This is a genomic window from Shewanella sp. SM32 (genome assembly GCF_025654235.1).
In the GTDB taxonomy this organism is placed as follows: domain Bacteria; phylum Pseudomonadota; class Gammaproteobacteria; order Enterobacterales; family Shewanellaceae; genus Shewanella; species Shewanella oncorhynchi.
Genome location: NZ_JAKKRO010000050.1, coordinates 1 through 17573, shown reverse-complemented (window position 1 = coordinate 17573; position 17573 = coordinate 1). Strand labels below are relative to the sequence as shown.

The 17573-nt window shown below is 45.4% G+C and carries 11 protein-coding genes and 1 pseudogene; 8 read left to right on the top strand and 4 right to left on the bottom strand.

Annotated features, from left to right (window positions below; translation table 11 throughout):
• Positions 1–88 precede the first annotated feature (88 nt).
• The 4 genes from L5M10_RS17495 to L5M10_RS17480 all read left to right on the top strand — a co-directional run bounded on the left by L5M10_RS17495 (position 89) and on the right by L5M10_RS17480 (position 6430).
• The gene (locus L5M10_RS17495; RefSeq protein WP_049821716.1) at positions 89–1717 is read left to right on the top strand and encodes a glucan biosynthesis protein G; all 1629 of its coding nucleotides are present in this window, start codon (positions 89–91) and stop codon (positions 1715–1717) included.
• A gap of 23 nt (positions 1718–1740) precedes the next feature.
• Positions 1741–3924: a glucans biosynthesis glucosyltransferase MdoH gene (gene mdoH, locus L5M10_RS17490; protein WP_263178585.1), complete on the top strand. Its 2184-nt coding sequence runs from the start codon at positions 1741–1743 to the stop codon at positions 3922–3924.
• 324 nt (positions 3925–4248) lie between these two features.
• On the top strand, positions 4249–5727 hold the full coding sequence (locus L5M10_RS17485) for a L,D-transpeptidase family protein (protein WP_411569033.1): 1479 nt from the start codon (positions 4249–4251) through the stop codon (positions 5725–5727).
• A gap of 154 nt (positions 5728–5881) precedes the next feature.
• Positions 5882–6430 carry a DUF882 domain-containing protein gene (locus L5M10_RS17480; protein ID WP_028760165.1) on the top strand — a complete coding sequence of 183 codons (549 nt, stop codon included), beginning with the start codon at positions 5882–5884 and terminating at the stop codon, positions 6428–6430.
• Here L5M10_RS17480 and L5M10_RS17475 read toward each other — a convergent pair.
• The gene (locus tag L5M10_RS17475; RefSeq protein WP_106650352.1) at positions 6381–6812 is read right to left on the bottom strand and encodes a hypothetical protein; all 432 of its coding nucleotides are present in this window, start codon (positions 6810–6812) and stop codon (positions 6381–6383) included. The two genes, L5M10_RS17480 and L5M10_RS17475, sit on opposite strands and share 50 nt — an antisense overlap.
• Before the next feature lie 303 nt (positions 6813–7115).
• On the opposite strand from L5M10_RS17475, the gene rplY reads away from it, so the two are divergent.
• Positions 7116–7403, top strand: coding sequence for a 50S ribosomal protein L25 (gene rplY / locus L5M10_RS17470; protein WP_028760163.1), 288 nt, complete (start codon positions 7116–7118; stop codon positions 7401–7403).
• 176 nt (positions 7404–7579) lie between these two features.
• On the opposite strand, the gene L5M10_RS17465 is transcribed toward rplY, so the two are convergent.
• Positions 7580–11569, bottom strand: coding sequence for a translocation/assembly module TamB domain-containing protein (locus L5M10_RS17465; RefSeq protein ID WP_263178584.1), 3990 nt, complete (start codon positions 11567–11569; stop codon positions 7580–7582).
• A complete protein-coding gene (locus L5M10_RS17460; RefSeq protein ID WP_263178583.1) occupies positions 11566–13416 on the bottom strand; it encodes an autotransporter assembly complex protein TamA in 1851 nt (616 codons plus the stop codon). The genes L5M10_RS17465 and L5M10_RS17460 overlap by 4 nt, the downstream gene beginning before the upstream one ends.
• Positions 13417–13536: 120 nt before the next feature.
• Between L5M10_RS17460 and L5M10_RS17455 the strand changes: the two genes are divergently transcribed.
• From L5M10_RS17455 to L5M10_RS17445, 3 genes are all read left to right on the top strand, one after another.
• On the top strand, positions 13537–14568 hold the full coding sequence (locus L5M10_RS17455) for an isoaspartyl peptidase/L-asparaginase family protein (RefSeq protein ID WP_263178582.1): 1032 nt from the start codon (positions 13537–13539) through the stop codon (positions 14566–14568).
• 387 nt (positions 14569–14955) lie between these two features.
• On the top strand, positions 14956–15960 hold the full coding sequence (locus L5M10_RS17450; RefSeq protein WP_263178581.1) for an isopenicillin N synthase family dioxygenase: 1005 nt from the start codon (positions 14956–14958) through the stop codon (positions 15958–15960).
• Between the two features lie 18 nt (positions 15961–15978).
• Entirely contained in the window at positions 15979–17139 is a 1161-nt protein-coding gene (locus tag L5M10_RS17445) for a trans-sulfuration enzyme family protein (RefSeq protein WP_263166421.1), read from the top strand.
• 203 nt (positions 17140–17342) lie between these two features.
• On the opposite strand, the pseudogene L5M10_RS17440 reads toward L5M10_RS17445, so the two are convergent.
• Positions 17343–17573: pseudogene (locus tag L5M10_RS17440) on the bottom strand (IS4 family transposase); the annotation flags it as partial.

Here is a 17573-nt window from a genome sequence, read left to right as displayed (position 1 = left end):
TTTTTTCATCTCTAAATCAGAGTGAAAAAAATTCACTGTATACATAAAAAACATTGATTTCTTAGTTTATTTTTTAGGTTACCTATCTATGGTTAGCTTGTTGCGTTGCCCATCGTCCAAACCTTATTCGTCACTCATATGTTCACTGACGCTAGGCGCTGTAGTCGCCCTGTCTGGTGTCGCGTACGCTGAAGAGACAAAACCCGCCGAGGCAGTTCCTGTGGTTACTCCACCGAAAGTGATTTCTCAGCCCAGTACAAAAAATCAAATCAGATTCACTAAGACAGGCGCTTTTGATAGCGAAACTGTCGTGAAGATTGCAAAACGTTTGGCAGCGAAACCTTATGTGACCCTCAAAGATCCTTTGCCAGCTGGCCTTGCTAAACTGTCATACGATGAGTACAGAGATATTCGTTTTAACCCGACTGCGTCTATTTGGCGTGATCAGGGCGTGCCATTTCAAATGCAAATGTTCCACCGTGGTTTCTATTTTCAAGATCTGATCGAGATTGCGATTGTAGAAGGTCAGAATGCAACGCACTTAGCCTATGAGCCTAAATATTTCACCGCGGGTGAAGTGATTACTCAAGCGCTGCCGAATGACGACATTGGCTACTCAGGATTTCGTATTCATAACCAATTGAATACGAATGGTGTATTTGACGAGCTTATGGTATTCCAAGGTGCGAGTTATTTCCGCGCTTTAGGTAAAGGTAACGCCTATGGCTTATCTTCCCGTGGTTTGGCGTTAAAAACGGCTGACGCTGAAGGGGAAGAATTCCCGATATTTCGCGCCTTCTGGGTTGAGCGTCCACACAATGACAGCAACTTGATTGTTGTGCATGCCTTGCTAGATAGCCCAAGCGTAGCAGGTGCCTATACTTTCTCTGTCCGTCCCGGTGATAACACCTTGATTGATGTAGAAGCGACACTGTTTCCTCGTGTTGAGCTGAGCAAAGTCGGTTTAGCACCAAGCACTAGCATGTTCTTACATTCACTCAATGGTCGTCACGACACCGATGATTTTAGACCTGAAGTACATGATTCTGATGGTTTATTGATGTTAAATGGTCGTGGTGAGCATTTATGGCGCCCATTAGCTAATCCACGTCAGTTACAAGTCAGTGCGTTTTCTGACAACTCGCCTCAGGGATTTGGTCTGATCCAACGTGAGCGTGACTATGCGTCATATCAAGATCTAGAAGCCCATTACGAACGTCGCCCAAGCCTATGGATTGAGCCTGTGGGTAATTGGGGGCAAGGTTCAGTGGTGTTGACTGAAATTCCGACAGAGTCTGAAATTCATGACAACATTGTTAGTTATTGGAAACCACGTCAGCCTATTCCTGCTGGCGGTGAATTTCATTTTGCCTATCGCATGAGTTGGGGTGAAGAACCTGCTGCGAAAGTCGGTGCTGTACATATTTCTCGCTCTGCCAGTGGTCGTGCCGATATTGCTAAGGCGACTCCAAGACGTTTATTTGTGGTCGACTATCAAGTTGAAGGTCCGATGACAGATGAAATGCCAGTCGCTAAAGTTGAAGCTTCTGGTGGTGTGGTCACGAATGTGGTGATTGCCCGTAATGCCGCTAAAAATGGCTATCGCTTAGCTTTTGAATTAGAGCCAGAAGATAAAGATCTTATCGAACTGCGCGCTGAACTTAAGTTCCCAACTCCTCGTCAGGTTGAAACCTGGCTCTATCGCTGGACGCTGTAAGGTTCATGACGGAGCAACATGATATGACTGTATCCGATAACTCGGTACTCGAGACGGAAGTCCTCGTGGGTGGTAGTGCTATGCCAAATGAACGGCCTGGCGCTATGGAACCCCAAAATTTAAGTAAGATGCCAGAGGGATTCCCTCGCCGTAGCACTGTGGCTGATGGGGTACGCTCGCGTACCTACCGTCGTGTGTTTGTGGTGGGTGGGGCTTTATTATTATCTTTGTTTGCTATCTATGAAATGGGGGCGGTATTTAGCATTGGCGGAATTACTCCTCTGGAATATTTAGTGCTAGTGCTGTTTGCGGTTAACTTCTGCTGGATTGCTTTGGCGTTTTGTAGCGGTATTGCAGGTTTTTTAATTTTACTGCGAAAACCGCGGGCAAAAGATTTGCAAGTGACTGAACTGCATACGCGAACCGCGATTTTGATGCCGACCTATAACGAATCTCCTGATAGGGTATTCTCGGCGGTTTCAGTGATGGCTGAAACCTTGTCGCAAACGGGTCACGGTCATGCTTTTGATTGGTTTATCTTAAGTGATACTACGGATCCCGATATTGCTTTACTCGAAGAGCAGGCGTTTCTGGTGTTGCGTCAAGAAACCCATAAGCATTCGCGGGTGTATTACCGTCGCCGTCGTAAAAATGTCGCCCGTAAAGCGGGTAACGTAGCCGATTTTTGCCGTCGTTGGGGGTCGCGTTATGATCACTTGTTAGTGCTTGATGCCGACAGTTTGATGGAGTCTTCAACCATCACTGGCTTAGCTCAGCGCATGCAGGCCGATCCTGATGCGGGTTTGATCCAAACGATTCCGTCGTTGATCAATGGCACCACTTTAATGGCCCGTTTACAGCAATTTGCGGCGCGTATTTATGGTCCCGTAATTGGTACCGGGTTAGGCTGGTGGGTACAAAAAGAAGGTAACTTCTGGGGCCACAACGCCATTATCCGCACCGAAGCCTTTATGACTGCGGCGGGATTACCTAACCTTAAGGGTAAGCCACCTTTTGGTGGTCATATCATGAGCCATGACTTTGTTGAAGCTGCGCTGATCCGCCGTGCGGGCTGGAGTGTGGTCATTGCCTATGACTTACCGGGTTCATACGAAGAATGTCCACCGTCGATTATCGACTTAGCCGTGCGTGATCGCCGCTGGTGCCAAGGTAACTTGCAGCATTCGCGTATTTTGCCGACTAAAGGTTTGCACTGGGTAAGCCGTTTACATTTACTGACGGGTATCATGGCTTATTTGTCATCTCCTTTCTGGTTGATGTTGATTTTGACCGGTTTGATGTTGGCTTTGCAGGCACACTTTATTCGACCTGAATATTTCACCGAACAATTTTCACTGTTCCCGACTTGGCCCATCATGGACTCGGATAGGGCATTAAGATTGTTCTACATTACTATGGGGGTTTTGTTTGGCCCTAAAGTATTTGGGGTCTTGTTGCTGCTTAAAGACGGTGAGTTTGCTCGCAGTGTTGGTGGTCGAATTAAAGCGATATTTAGTGTAATCTTTGAGGTCATACTTTCAGCGCTGATTGCACCTATCATGATGTTTATCCATTGTGGTGCTGTGATGTCAATTCTGATGGGGCGGGACAGTGGTTGGTCGCCGCAACGTCGTGATGACGGCAGTATGCCTTGGATGACGTTAATTTATCGTCACCGCTGGCATATGCTGGCAGGTGTGATGTTAGGTTATGCGGCTATTTTGGATTCTTTGACTTTGTTAGCTTGGATGAGTCCGGCGTTGATCGGTCTGTGGATTGCTGTGCCAATTTCTGCATGGACAGGTTCAGTCAAAATTGGCGAAGTGTTCAAGCGTGCCGGTATTCTTGCAACACCAGAAGAACGTAACCCTGCGCAAATTTGTCTGCAAGCGCAAGAAGCGCGCGCCGCTTACCAAAGACACATTGCTGAGCCTTGGACGTTAGCACAGGTACTTAAAGACCCTGCGTTGATGGAATTGCATTTAGCAATGGTGGATAAACAGCCTTTGCGTGCTGCGGGTACACCAATTGAAGCGATGGAAGCCATAGTACATGTGAAGGTGCATGAAGCTCGTTGTCAACAGAGCGCATTAGCTTTACTCAATCGTCAAGAAATGGCGATGGTGTTGGCAAATCCTTTGATGTTACGTAGCCTACAGAAATTACCAGAGCAATTTGTCGAAGAAGATCTCGTGTCTTTTTGCTAACGAGCACTTGCTCAGCATATTTATGCGAGTTTGTTTGATATCAATGCCACTGACGACCTCAGTGGCATTTTTCTTTTCATTATCTGGAGTTAACCCCTAGTAATTAATTGATCTCCATGGAATAGTCATATCATAGTGTTGTTGATTGATATACCCGCTGGCTCTCAGGTGACCTTAAAAATAGCTAAGGGAGTATTTATGATATTGAAAAAGATCATTCGCTATTTGCCCCCATCCATGCGTGTAACGCTAAACGTGAGAGAACTCAAATTGATAGAGCAGGAGTTCAACATCGCGAACTTGAAAGCATTGCAGATTAACCCGATGCCGACGAGGCGTAATCTCGCGCAACTATTACTCAGCCTTTTTTTCTGTATTCCAATAATTTTAGTGCCAAAGGTAGGTGCAGCTGATGGCGCTCAATCCGTAACATCAAATTCGAGTATTGCTGCGCAGCCAAATCTTGAGGGTAAAGCTGAAGATCTTACTGCTGTGCTGCCGCTTGCGGCCTTAGTGCCACAGGTGTTGCTATTGGATCTCGCAGGCGTTAATCCAGTATTTGGCCAGCATTATCGTGACTTAACACTTTCTCCTAATACCTTATCTACTGCTGATTTAGTACGAATCCAAGCTGATGTTACCGGTTACTGGCATTATGTGATGACATCCGCAGAATGTAACAACGCTGGAGCCCCAGGGACGGTTTCATCCGTTATTCCAGTGGATCCCCAATATCAAAGGGTGCTTAAGCAAATCGCCCATTTAGTGCAATTGGACACAATTGAACCATGGGAAACTTTAGTGCTAGATGAAAAGTTAACCTTAGGAATGAGTCATCAGATCGTTGATACCCTAGCAAAGCGTATGTGGATATTGGGAGACTTAGCCACTGAGCCTAGAGTGAATCAAGTTTATACCGAAGAACTTATGATTGGCATTAAGCGCTTTCAGCAAAAGCATGGGTTAAAACAGGACGGGGTGATAGGTAAGCAGACCTTATTTTGGGTGAACCAATCGCCAAGGGCGAGGGCGGTACTATTAGCTAAAAACACTATTCGACAAAGAGTGTTTGAACGTAAATTAGAGCCGAGTTATTTGCTGATTAATGTGCCCGCTTTTGAGATGACGTTGGTCGATAATGGTACGCCAGTGTTAAGTTCCAAGGTTATTGTGGGTAAATCTTCTCGGCAAACACCGATTTTGGACAGTCAGATTTCTAGCGTGGTGCTTAACCCTAGTTGGCGAGTGCCTAGCAGCATTTTACGGCGGGACATTCTGCCGCAAATTCAGCGAAATGGTCATTATCTTAATGAACGTCAATTTGATGTGTACGATTATAACGGTCAACGGGTGCAACGCATGCCAGAGGAATGGCAGGCCTTAGCCAGCGCTTCGTTTCCCTATCAGCTTGTACAACGCCCTGGGGCGAAGAATGCATTAGGTAAATATAAGTTTCACTTTGATAACAGTTTCAGTGTCTATTTACATGGAACTTCTGAGCCAAGTCTCTTTAAAAAGGACGATAGGGCACTATCATCTGGGTGTATTCGTATTGAAAAAGCCACTGAATTAGCCCAGTGGTTTAAAGAGCATTTAGTAAAAGACAAACGTTTATGGGACAAGTTAGCCCCTGGTATTACTGAACCCCAGTGGTTTTCACTTTCCGAAAAGTTGCCCGTGCATCTGGTTTACTGGACTGCATGGTTAGACGATAGTGGGCAGGAGCAATACCGTCGCGATATTTATCATTTGGAACCTGAGCTGACGAATGCTGTGCCTGCCACGGTTTTGGAACAACATTAACGTTTTTGTGCTGTAAAGCTGAGCAAGATAAGCATCTGAACTCGCTTGGCATTTTGAAATCCTACTCAGAATGGGGTTGGCAAAACTTGATCTTAGGGCTTATTCAGTATAATTTGCCTTACTAGTGACCAAAAAGCATACAAAAGGTGATCATGTGACTTTAATATGTCCTGCCCGTAGGCAGTTATTGTTAGGCCTTAGTGGTGTGGCATTATGTTCCTTTATTCCCTCAAAAGCAGTTGCCAGCCGTTCAACCAAAGGGATCCGCGAGTTAAGTTTGTTTAATCGTCATACTGGCGAGCGCGATGATGGTAGTTACTGGGTAGATGGTCATTATCAGAGCAAGGTGTTAGACAATTTTAATCATTTGCTGCGGGATCATCGTCAGAATGTGGCAGCGCCTATGGATAAGCGCTTATTTGATTTACTCCACTCGCTCAAAACAACCTTGAATACCAACGATGAAATCCATGTAATTTCTGGTTACCGTTCACCAAAAACCAATGCCATGCTCGTGAGCCACAGTGGCGGAGTTGCTAAGAAGAGTTATCACATGCGCGGCATGGCGATGGACATAGCGATCCCTAGCGTTAAACTAAAAACCCTCAGAGAAGCGGCTTTATCCCTGAAACTCGGTGGTGTGGGTTATTATCCTAATTCTGGCTTTGTGCACGTCGATTGTGGTCCGGTAAGGCACTGGTAGCAATGATCTGTTGTTGGATCTGCTGATAAAAATCTTGTTCCAAGGCTTGCGATTCGATCAAGTAATGTCTGAGCAGCGGGATAAATTGTTGATTGAGTTTGTTCATTTCTCTATGTTGTTGCCAATCACAGATCAATAGGCTGAGACGTTGTGAAAATTGATATTGTCTTTGCCTCTGCGACTCAATATCGACAGACTCAATAATTTGCATAAGTAAGATCAAGCTGCGGTTTTTTTGTTGGGTGCAGGCAAGCAATTCTAAGAATTTTAATTCGAGGGTATTTTGCTGATAAGGAACGGTTTCGATAAGAGAGACGAGTTCACGGGCCAGTTGGCATGAAAGTCTATTTTCTTGTTGTAACTGGTATAGCGCATGACGCATTTTTTGACACAGCAGTTATCGAAATTTGCCCGAGCTTAACAGGCTTCTCAATTTCCCAGTGTGATCTAGATCTCGTGTTTTTTGTTTGAGATCAAAGCCTTTTCTCTGCCGTAACAGCCAAGATACAAGTTCCTCAATTTGATAAATAGCGGTCTGTTTTGCTAACGCTGACGCCGATAAATAGAGGGCTTGCGGTATTCTTGTGCGCCTTGGGTATCTATGTTAGTATTCGCGCGCTTTATATGAGCCGTCATTGGTCGAAAATGCCGGCAACTTTTTACTCTAAATTTAAGTGAGAAACACATGTCTTACACTATCCAAGCACAAACCCGCACTGAAATAGGGAAAGGTTCGAGCCGCCGCCTACGCCATGCTGGTAAAGTACCTGCTGTTATTTATGGCCAAGGCAAAGAGCCAGTTTCTATTGTTTTTGATCACAAAGATATCATTAACATTCAAGCTAATGCTGACTTCTACACTTCTACTCTGACTATCGTTGTTGATGGTAAAGAAGTGGGTGTTCGTGCACAAGCTATGCAACGCCACGTGTTCAAGCCAATCATTGAACATGTTGACTTCGTTTACGCTTAATTGTCGTAACTGAAGCAAAAAGCGCCTAAGGGCGCTTTTTTTGTGGCTGATTTTTAGTTGTTTGTATTTATGGGTAGACACTTAGGCTTTACCCAAACAACCTCAACATACTGTAACGCGTATTTTGAGATTGTTTGGCTAGAGTTTTTAGTGTCAATATATTGGTATTCATATGGTTACTTGATATTGAAGTTGTAATAGATATCAAGTGATTGGCCTAAAGTGCCTGACACGGTTTCTAGATAGAGTTGTGAGAGCAAGTAATACCTGACTGTCATTTCGTAACCAGGGTTAAATACACCTACTCCGTATTTCACCATTAAGTTATCGCCGATAAAGCCACTGATCGCCACACGCCCTTCATCATTAGTGTCGAGTTGCACGTTAGAGAAACCAAACTCTTCAATGAGTCCTGTCGCAGTATTCCCTAAGTTGTTAATTGCGCCGCCGCCCACCTGTGAGCCTAAACCGAGTGCCGCGCCCATCATCAGCGAGTTATTTTGCTCATTGTTGGCGCTGTTAAAGCCACTGCCTTTGATAATGTAAGACAAGATTTCGGCCTGCTCTTTGGCTGGATTGGAGAATAAGGTCACCACTGGGCGTGATGGCGTGCCTGTGACACGTACACCTGCCACTAAGTCTTCAGTCTTAATTTCCCGTATTGCTTCAATATTCAGGTTTGGTAATGACGTTGGCCCCACAAATTGCACTTCACCAGTGCGGATTTTTAGGGTTTGGCCCATAAACTTGTAGCTACCTTGATTGACTTTGATATTACCGAAGAGCAAAGGAGGACGGAAAGCTTGCTGCTGTAGCTTTAAGGTTCCTTGGAGTTTACCTTTGAGACCCATACCATCAATTCTGAGTTCGTTCCCCACACTGATATTCAGATCTGCAACGATGGCGTAGGGGCTAGTTTTAGGCTGAGTGGCGGCAATGGAGTCGTCAAATACCACGTCTTCGGAGGCTGCGACACCGCCTTCCGCTAATGGCACAATTTTAATGTTGCCTGAAGGTACTGCTATTTTTCCTTTTACTGCCAGTTGCTTACTGTTGAAGGTTAAGTTGATATCGGGGGAGACATCGAGAATAGCCAGTGGCGGTTGGATCACGGCGAGCTTATCGCCTTCGAGGGCTAACTCGCCACTAAATTGACCTTGGGGCCATTGCAGTTGACCATTCACTCTACCTAAACCATTGCCCATCATCCAGCGTCCCTTAAGCTGCGCTTGTTGACCCGCAAATGACATCGACATGTCAATTTTGTCGATTAATGTTGGGTTTGCTGTTAGGGCTAAGGCGCCCTCAGTTAAGGCCATGCTCCCCGATACTTCGGGCGCATCTAGACTACCCGCAAAGTTAAGTTGACTCGTCAGCAAACCTTGCACTGTATTTAATTGAGGGAAAAACTCCCCAAGTGGCTGCAAGTTGATTTGCTTGATATTGGCATAACCTGACAGGGTGCGATCGGGTGTGACATTGACGTTAATCTCACTCTGCCAACTGGCCACGCCTTCTGATTCAAAATCTAAAACCGTCGCCAGCCGTTTTGCATCTAAGGTCGCTTTTAATGATAGGTTTTGGTAATTAATGGTGACTTCACGATTTTTATCCCGTTTGAGCATAATGCTGCCGGGAGCAAAATCAAAGTTCACATCTGCAGTAGGCTTACGGCCAGCAGCCCATGCAACATTGGCTAATAGCGATGCAGGGCCGTTCCAACGCATATTCGTTGGTAATATTGGGATAAGTAATTGCCCTGGATTACCTGAGTAGCTCACCTGTGCGCTGCCTTTTTTACCTATTGGTGTATTACTGTTCAGGCAGATACGGCTATTGGGATTCATGAGGCAAAAGGGCGTAATGCTGCCTTGATTCTTGATTTGGTCCCAAGCCAGATTAATGGTGTTATCGATCTGCCATAGGCCTAGGGGCGTGTTGAGATTTAAACGATCAACATCGAGCTGTAGTCGTGACTTCTTCACATCGTATTGGCTGCTCATCGTTGCATCGAGCCCAAGATCGCCCGTGGCGTTGAGAGTGAGTTTTTGAGCGTTAATGGTACCTTTCGCCCCGAGTGTCACTGTATCTAAATTTTGTTCTGCAATCTGTAAGGTTTTTGATTTTAGCGAGATAGCAAATTCATGTTGATCTAGCGGCTTGTAATAGGCCTTTAAATTAGATTCCTGCAGTTTAATGTTTTGATAGTAAAGTTCTGCCAGCTGCGCTGTAAGCTCGACCTGGGGGTGTTTCTCGTCACCAGTGACATTGATCTGCGCCTGTAGTTGGCCGCTGGCCTTAGGTAACCATAGGCCAAAGTCGGGCACTTGTAATTCACCTTGGAGATCCCAGTTGGCATTGGCTTCGCCTTTGAGTGCCAGAGTTGAACCTAGTACTTTGGCGTTCAGCCCTTTAGCACTGACATACAGGGAATCATTCACACTGATATCCCCTGTAATATCGAAGGGATAACCTTGCAAAGTGCCAGTGAGCTCAGTATCGCTCAGGGATACTTGCCAACGGGGGTTTGCAAATGAGCCTTTAGTGCGTAATTTTCCTGAAATCAAACTGTCCGGTAAACCCGTTGTACTTTGTGCTGTATCCGTTTGTGGCAGCTGTATTTCTTGTAATTTGACGTCATTGATCCAGAGATTGGCGTTCCAGCTAATGGCTTTTTGATAATCGAGTTCGCCCGTGAGCTTGACCTTACCAATCGCGCCCATTACATCAAGATTATTGATGGTTAACTTAGCATCTTGATGATGGATGTCAGTGTCTATGTCGAGCACTTTGTGAAAGGGTGTGATCAGTTGGCCAGTAAGACTCGCCTCTTGCCGATTGAGGTCGCCTTGGCTATCGAGTGTGGCATCGCTTACCGAGTATTCAGGGGTCTTCAGTGGCCACTGAAGCCGTGTTTGTTCAAGTTTCACCTTGTAGGGCAGGTTAGGGTCTTGCAGTGTTATTTGGCCATCTAGCGTAAAGTCGGTATCGCCTTTGGCGACGGCATTCACCTGAAGTTGCCCTAAACTTTGGCTCAGCTTTAACGTTAATACTTGATGAGTGAGATCTGGCAATTCGACTAGTTGGTTAAGGGTGAGATTTGCCTCTAAATCGAGTGGATAATCTTTATCAAGTGTTAGGCTGCCTGTGATATCGACGCTGCCATCGGTGTGGCTGATGGCGAGATGGTCTAAGGTCAATTGGTATTCACGGAAACTGCCTTGTAGTTCTGCATGGCCAAAAACATCTTTACGATCGCCGATTTGCAGTGTGGTGTTGTCTAACGTTAGGGCATTGACTGTCACAGGGAAAGGCATAAATACTTGTGGCAATTGTGCTAAAGCCCATTCAGCCTCTTTTGTTAGCGACGGACTGGCCGATGGTGTCGGTGTTGTATTCGTAGCAGTGCTGGGATCTGCTGCATTCGTTACCGCTGCCGTGCTGGCTTGCGTTGCTACATCGGTTGATGCAGGGATCAGTATGAATAATCCTTCGCTGGATAGCTGTTTAACCGACAAACCTTCGGTAAACCATTGTGCTTCTGCGTTAAGACGATTAGCGGTAAATTGCATATCATCCACTTGGATATTAACACCATTGAGTTCAGCAGAATCTAAAACAATATCAAAGGGTAATAGGAGCTCGCTGGGTTCTTCATCAAGTGGCGCGACTGGCGCTTCGTTTGAGTCTGCAGAAAGCGCTAGGGTATCAATAGTGACATCGACTTTAGCCGCAGATAAGCTATTCACGCATAAGCGTTTTTGCAGTAAACAGGCGGGCTGCCACAGTAAATGCAGATCCTCAAGTTGCACGTTCATTCCGGCCATAGACCAAGCCGCGTGAGATAGGGCTAAGTCTTTGTTAATGGAACCAGAGGTATAAGTCAGTTCAAGATCGGGTACAAATTGATCGGCTAAACCCACGCTAATGCGCGAGCCAAATTCAGTGCCGAGTAATAGGGCGATTAACACTAAAAGCCCTAATGGCACATAGATAATAATCCGAGTCCAGAGTTTGAACTGCCGCCACAGTCTTTGAATGAATGACACCGATGGGGTGACAGAGGTCACTATGGTTTCAGTGGCCTCGGCTTCATTGACTTCAGTGATGGGATTATCAACGATATCTTGTTCGCTTGGCTTATTATGCTCTGGGGGCTGGCTCATAGATCTGTCCCCATGGTTAGGTGAATTCGCCATGATCTTTCAATGGTCTCAGTTTCTTTCAATCCGACCCCTAAATCTAATTTGATTGGACCAATCGGGGAGATCCAATGGATACCGCCACCGACAGAGACGACAGGTTCAAATTGATTATTATCGAAGGCGTTACCCGCATCGATAAATGTGCCGACCCGCCAAGTGGGGGTCACATAATATTGATATTCCAAACTACCAACCATTAAATAGCGGCCACCGATAACCTCGCGATTGGTTTTTCCATCGTCAGCAACATAGTCTAAATAGGGGCCGAGTTCTTGATAACCATAACCTCGGACACTCTGATCGCCACCGGCAAAATAGCGTAGTGATGGTGGGATAGAGGCAAGATCATTCTCGTTAGCTAAGTTGGCAGCTAAATCAATACGAGCGACGATTCTGTGGTTATCGAAGAAGGTATCAATCCATTTAAATTTAGCTTGCAAGCGGGCTAGGCGGGTTTCTGATCCTAAATAGGGATCGGCATAGTCTAGGCTGTAAATTTGTCTAAACCCGGATTTAGGATCCAGTGAGTTATCACCCCGGCTAGTCCGAGAAAAGTTAATTCCTGCCAGATAAAACGACGGCATATAATCGACGTCAGACTGAGTATATTCTTCGCGTATGGCCTCCAACGAATAACTCATTAGCCATTGATTTTCTAGTCTTTGCTGACGTAATAGCCCCAGAAGGTACTTAGTCGACTCGAGCTGGCCTGTGTTACTAAAATCACGATTCTCGGCATCATATACTTGAGTCACACCATATTTATCCCGCAGTAAACCGAGGCGGATCTTCAATTGATCGTCTAAGGGATGTGTGAGCGGAATCGTATAAGTGGTTAATAACTTTGGTCTATCGGGCGACCATTCGAGACTGGTTTCTTGAGAATGCCCGTATTTATTGATTTGTGGTGTACGCCAAGTCACGCGCACCCTCGGATCAAAGGCTTGATCTGTTTTGCCAATATCGCCACCAAAACCAAGTTCAATTGCGTGACTTGCCTTAGGCGTTAATTCGACTCGCATTGGAATATGGTTATCTTCGACGTTATCGATTTGCGGGATCACTTTGATATTGGCGAAATAACCAGTATCTAATAACTGACGATTCAAGGCGCTTACCCGGCGAGTTGAGTATGAAGCACCTTCTTTAAAGGGGATAAGATCCTCTAATATATCGGGTTCTAAGTTATGGCCATCGAAACTGACTTGGCCAAATCGGTAACGTTTGCCTGAATCAAAATGCAAACTGACCTGTGCGGTATTAATATCGCGGTTAACTTTAATTTGTGATTCACTAAATTCGCCATCGAAGTAACCTCGTGCCAAGGCTAAGGTGACCAGTTGCGATTTTACGTCGCTGTAAACACCGTGATTTAACACATCGCCGGGTTTAATGTTGACCTTTGCGAGCCATTTATCGAAGGCTCGGTCATCAAGCATTTCACCACTAAAATTAATATCGACCCACTGAACAATGGTTGGCTCGCCGGGGCTGATTTCAAGTTTTAATTCCCACGGTCCCTTGTCATGCTCAATCAGCTTTTCTTCTACTTCACCGTGATAGTAGCCCATGGATTCTAAGGCGGTGCTGATATTGTCATCGACATTAAACAAAAAGGCACGGCGCTGTACCTCTGATTCAGGTAAAGCGCCTAAGTGAGCAACTATGTTGCTTCGCAGCGCTTCATTCACGCCTGTAACAGATAATTTGATAAAATCATCTGCTGCCGCGACTGATGTGACTGAAATCAGACTCAGAAACAAGCAAAGACGAATGTAATGTGAGGTGATTTGCAAAAATGGCTGCACTTTATAGTCCCTGTGATTTGGCATCATTGTCGCCAGAATAAAACCAACAGGCAAGGAGATGATTGAAATTACACGATGAAATGGTTACAAAGGACGCTACTTTTTAAGGGGATGTAAAGAATGAAAACAAAATTAGCCACCTTTAGTTTAATTATTTCGGGCCTACTTTTTATGTCACATAACACCTTTGCCAATGATAAACCGTTCGCCATTGCGATCCATGGCGGCGCGGGGACGATTTCTAAAGCTAATCTCACCCCTGAACAACGCCAAGCCTACAAAGATAAGTTAAAGGAAGCGGTCGATAAAGGCTCAAAAGTCTTAGAGGAGGGCGGTGACAGCTTAGTGGCAGTACAAACCGCAATTAATATCCTTGAAAATAGTGCTCTGTTTAATGCTGGTATAGGTGCGGTTTATACCTATGACGGCGGACATGAATTAGATGCCTCTATTATGGATGGCAAAACCATGAATGCCGGCGCTGTCGCTGGAGTGCGTCATATTGCCAATCCAATTGACTTAGCCTTGGCCGTGATGAATAAATCTGAGCACGTGATGCTCTCGGGCGCAGGAGCGGAAGAATTTGCCCTGACTCAAGGCTTTACTTTAGTGCCAAACCGTCATTTTGATACTGACGAGCGTTATCAGCAATTACTCGATGCACGGCAAAAACTGCAAGTTGCGGCTAAATCTGAACAAGTTGCTAATGTTGAGATGAAGGACCTCGATTACAAATTTGGTACCGTTGGTGCTGTCGCCTTAGATAAAAAGGGTAACTTAGCTGCAGGTACATCGACCGGTGGTATGACGGCAAAACGCTTTGGTCGTATCGGTGACTCTCCTGTCATCGGTGCTGGCACTTATGCTGAAAACGGGGTGTGCGCCGTATCGGCAACGGGTCATGGTGAATTCTTTATCCGTTACCTCGTCGCGGGGGATATTTGTGCCAAGGTGAAATATCAGCAAAAATCCATCATTCAGGCTGCAGATGAAGTTATTAATCAACGTCTTATCACTGCTGGCGGTTCAGGTGGTGTGATTGCAGTCGATCAGCGTGGCAATATTGCTACGCCATTTAATACCGAAGGTATGTACCGCGCCACTCGTAGTAATGGTGAGCCAGCCCAAGTGCTGATTTGGCATGATCAATAATGTCATTGGTAGAAGCATCTAGGTTTATAACTGACATGACTTAGAAACGTTAAAACTTCGAAACCTTAAAAAGCGAGTGCCGCAAAAGTGGACTCGCTTTTATTTTTATATCTTAATTTTACTAATATATTGAAAAATAACCAGATAAATATCATTAAGCAGTATGGCTTATGATGTTTATCTGAGTGGTGCGGTTTGAGTTGGCCTAATAATTAGCGCTGTTTTAACCTTTGAAATTCAAATCTAGCAGTATAGAAGCCTAGATGTCTATATATCCAAATGATCTATTATTACTGTTTAATATATCAAATAGTTATTAATTCATTATCCATCGACCCATAAAGGCATAGAATCCGGCTCAGACAATGCATTAAATGGGAGTCATTGATGGAACAATTACCGATATTGAATTTAAGTGATTGGCATGCGGGTGGACAACGTCGTAACGCTTTTATTACTAAGCTTGCCGATGCTGCCAGAAGAATAGGGTTTTTCTATCTCACCGGCCACGGCATTGAGCTTGCTAGACAGCAGCAAGTACTTCAGTTAGCGGCAGATTTCTTTGCGCTGCCCGTCGTAGATAAACTTGCGGTGAAAATGGCTAATACACCGCATTTTCGCGGTTATACTCGTTTGCAAGGTGAATTGACCTTAGGGAAACCGGACTTGCGGGAACAGTTTGATATCATGCAAGAAGAAGTGGCTAACCCTCAGCAGTCTGATGTGCCTATATGGTGGCAGCTACAGGGGCCTAATCAATGGCCGTCACAATTACCACAGATGAAATCTACTTTATTGGCATGGCAACAGGATTTAGCGGATATCAGTGTCACTCTTTTGAAAGCTTTTGCTGTTGCGCTAGAGCAACCTGAAAGCGCCTTTGATGCCACGATTGAAGCGGGTCCTTATCAACATATGAAGCTTATTCGCTATCCCAGCGCGGATGGACAGACTTCAGGCCAAGGCGTAGGGGCACATAAAGATCCTGGCTATTTGACCTTAGTGCTGCAAGATAAGCAATCCGGTTTAGAGGTTCAGACTGACAACGGTTGGTTAAGCATACCGCCATTAGAAGACGCCTTTGTGGTGAATATAGGTGAATTACTTGAGTTGGCTTCTAATGGGTATTTAAAGGCAACCAACCATAGGGTGACGAGCCCGCCTGCTGGGGTCGAGCGCTACTCGTGTGCCTTTTTTATGGCGGCGCAGTTGAATGCGATAGTCCCTTTGTTACCTTTGCCAAAGCATTTGGCGAACCAAGCTCAAGGACCGGCAAGCGATCCATTAAATCCACTTTTCCACCAAGTGGGCCAGAACGTATTAAAAGGGCGTTTACGCTCTCATCCCGACGTTGCTCAAGCGCATTACGCCTCATTCGCTCATGCCATTTAATGGTTATTAGGATCTATTATGCAATTTAAAACTAAATTACTTCACACCCATTATGCTGCTGATAACTCGACGGGCGCTCTTACAACTCCTATCTATCAAAGTAGCACCTTCGCCTACGGTAGTGCCGAGGATGGTCGAGCCCGTTTTGCAGGTGAGCAACCGGGCTTTATCTACAGTCGCATGGCGAATCCGACAGTGCAGGCGCTTGAATATCAATTAGCACAACTGGAAGGGGCTGATGAAGCACTCGTTGTTGCGAGTGGGATGGCGGCAATCAGCAGTATTTTCTATGCCTTAGCCAGTCAAGGTGATGAAATCGCATTTATCGACCCCGTATACGGTGGCACTGCGGCATTTTTAATCCAAACGTTAACCCGCGCGGGTATTACTGTGCGCCGTTATCAAGACGATGATCATTTGTTGGCAGAGATTAACGCCAAAACAAAAATTATTTTATTTGAGCCCATCACCAATCCGACCTTAAAAGTCAGTGACTACCGTAAGGTTAAGCGTGCCGCCGAAAAAGTGGGCGCTATAACCATTTGTGATAATACGTTTTTAACCCCGTATTTATTCAAACCGCTGGAACATGGCATTGATATTGTGATGCACAGTGCCACTAAGTATTTAAGTGGCCATGGCGATTTGATCGCAGGTGTTGTCGCTGGACCTAAGGCATTAGTGCAACCTATTCGCACTATAGCGCTTAAACATATCGGCGCCGCGATTGGGCCACAGGAAGCCTATTTATTACAGCGAGGCTTACGTACCTTAGCACTTAGAATGGATGCTCATCTTGCGGGCGCGGCTAAGGTCGCCGCTTTTCTTGCAACCCATCCGAGCGTTGCAAAAGTTTATTACCCAGGGCTAGCAGATGATCAAGGTCATCAAGTTCTGAGTGAAACCATCAACGCCTTTGGCGGTATGGTGAGTATTGAGCTCAAAGGGGGTTTTAATCGAGCGGCGCAGTTTTTAGATCATTTGAACTTGTTTACTCAAGCGGTCAGTTTAGGCGACTTAGAGAGTCTTGCCTGCCACCCCGCTAGTACCACCCATGCTGCTATGGATGCCGCGAGTCGGCTAGCTTCAGGGGTGAATGACAACCTGATTAGATTGAGCATTGGCGTCGAAGATCCTCAAGATTTGATTGCCGATCTTGAGCAAGCCTTAGCCATTTAAGCATATTGATACTAGCCATCCCCAGTTAAATTGATTGGGGATTTCAAAAGTATAATGTTATTAATTTCGTCGATCTAAAGTTAATCTCCGTATTTTTTTACGTTTTTTTTACGCGTCAGAATTGTTTTCGTCTGTTAAAGTGAAAATCTGTATGACATAACGACTTACATTTTGATGGACAAACTAAGTGCTGAAGGATCCCCTCATAAATCAGCCATAGCATAGCCATATTTGAGCAACTGATTGGCGAATAATACCCAGGCCGCCAGCAATTCTTTCTCCGTGATTTGATAATCAGGCCGCCTGAGTACCTCCAATCCCAAGCGAATCGTTGAGAGTACCGTTCGATGCCCAATGGTATTGGCCTGAAAATGCTTATCCCAGCCCTGTTGCTGTGCGTGTAAACCAACTAGCCACAACAGGCATTGAACCAT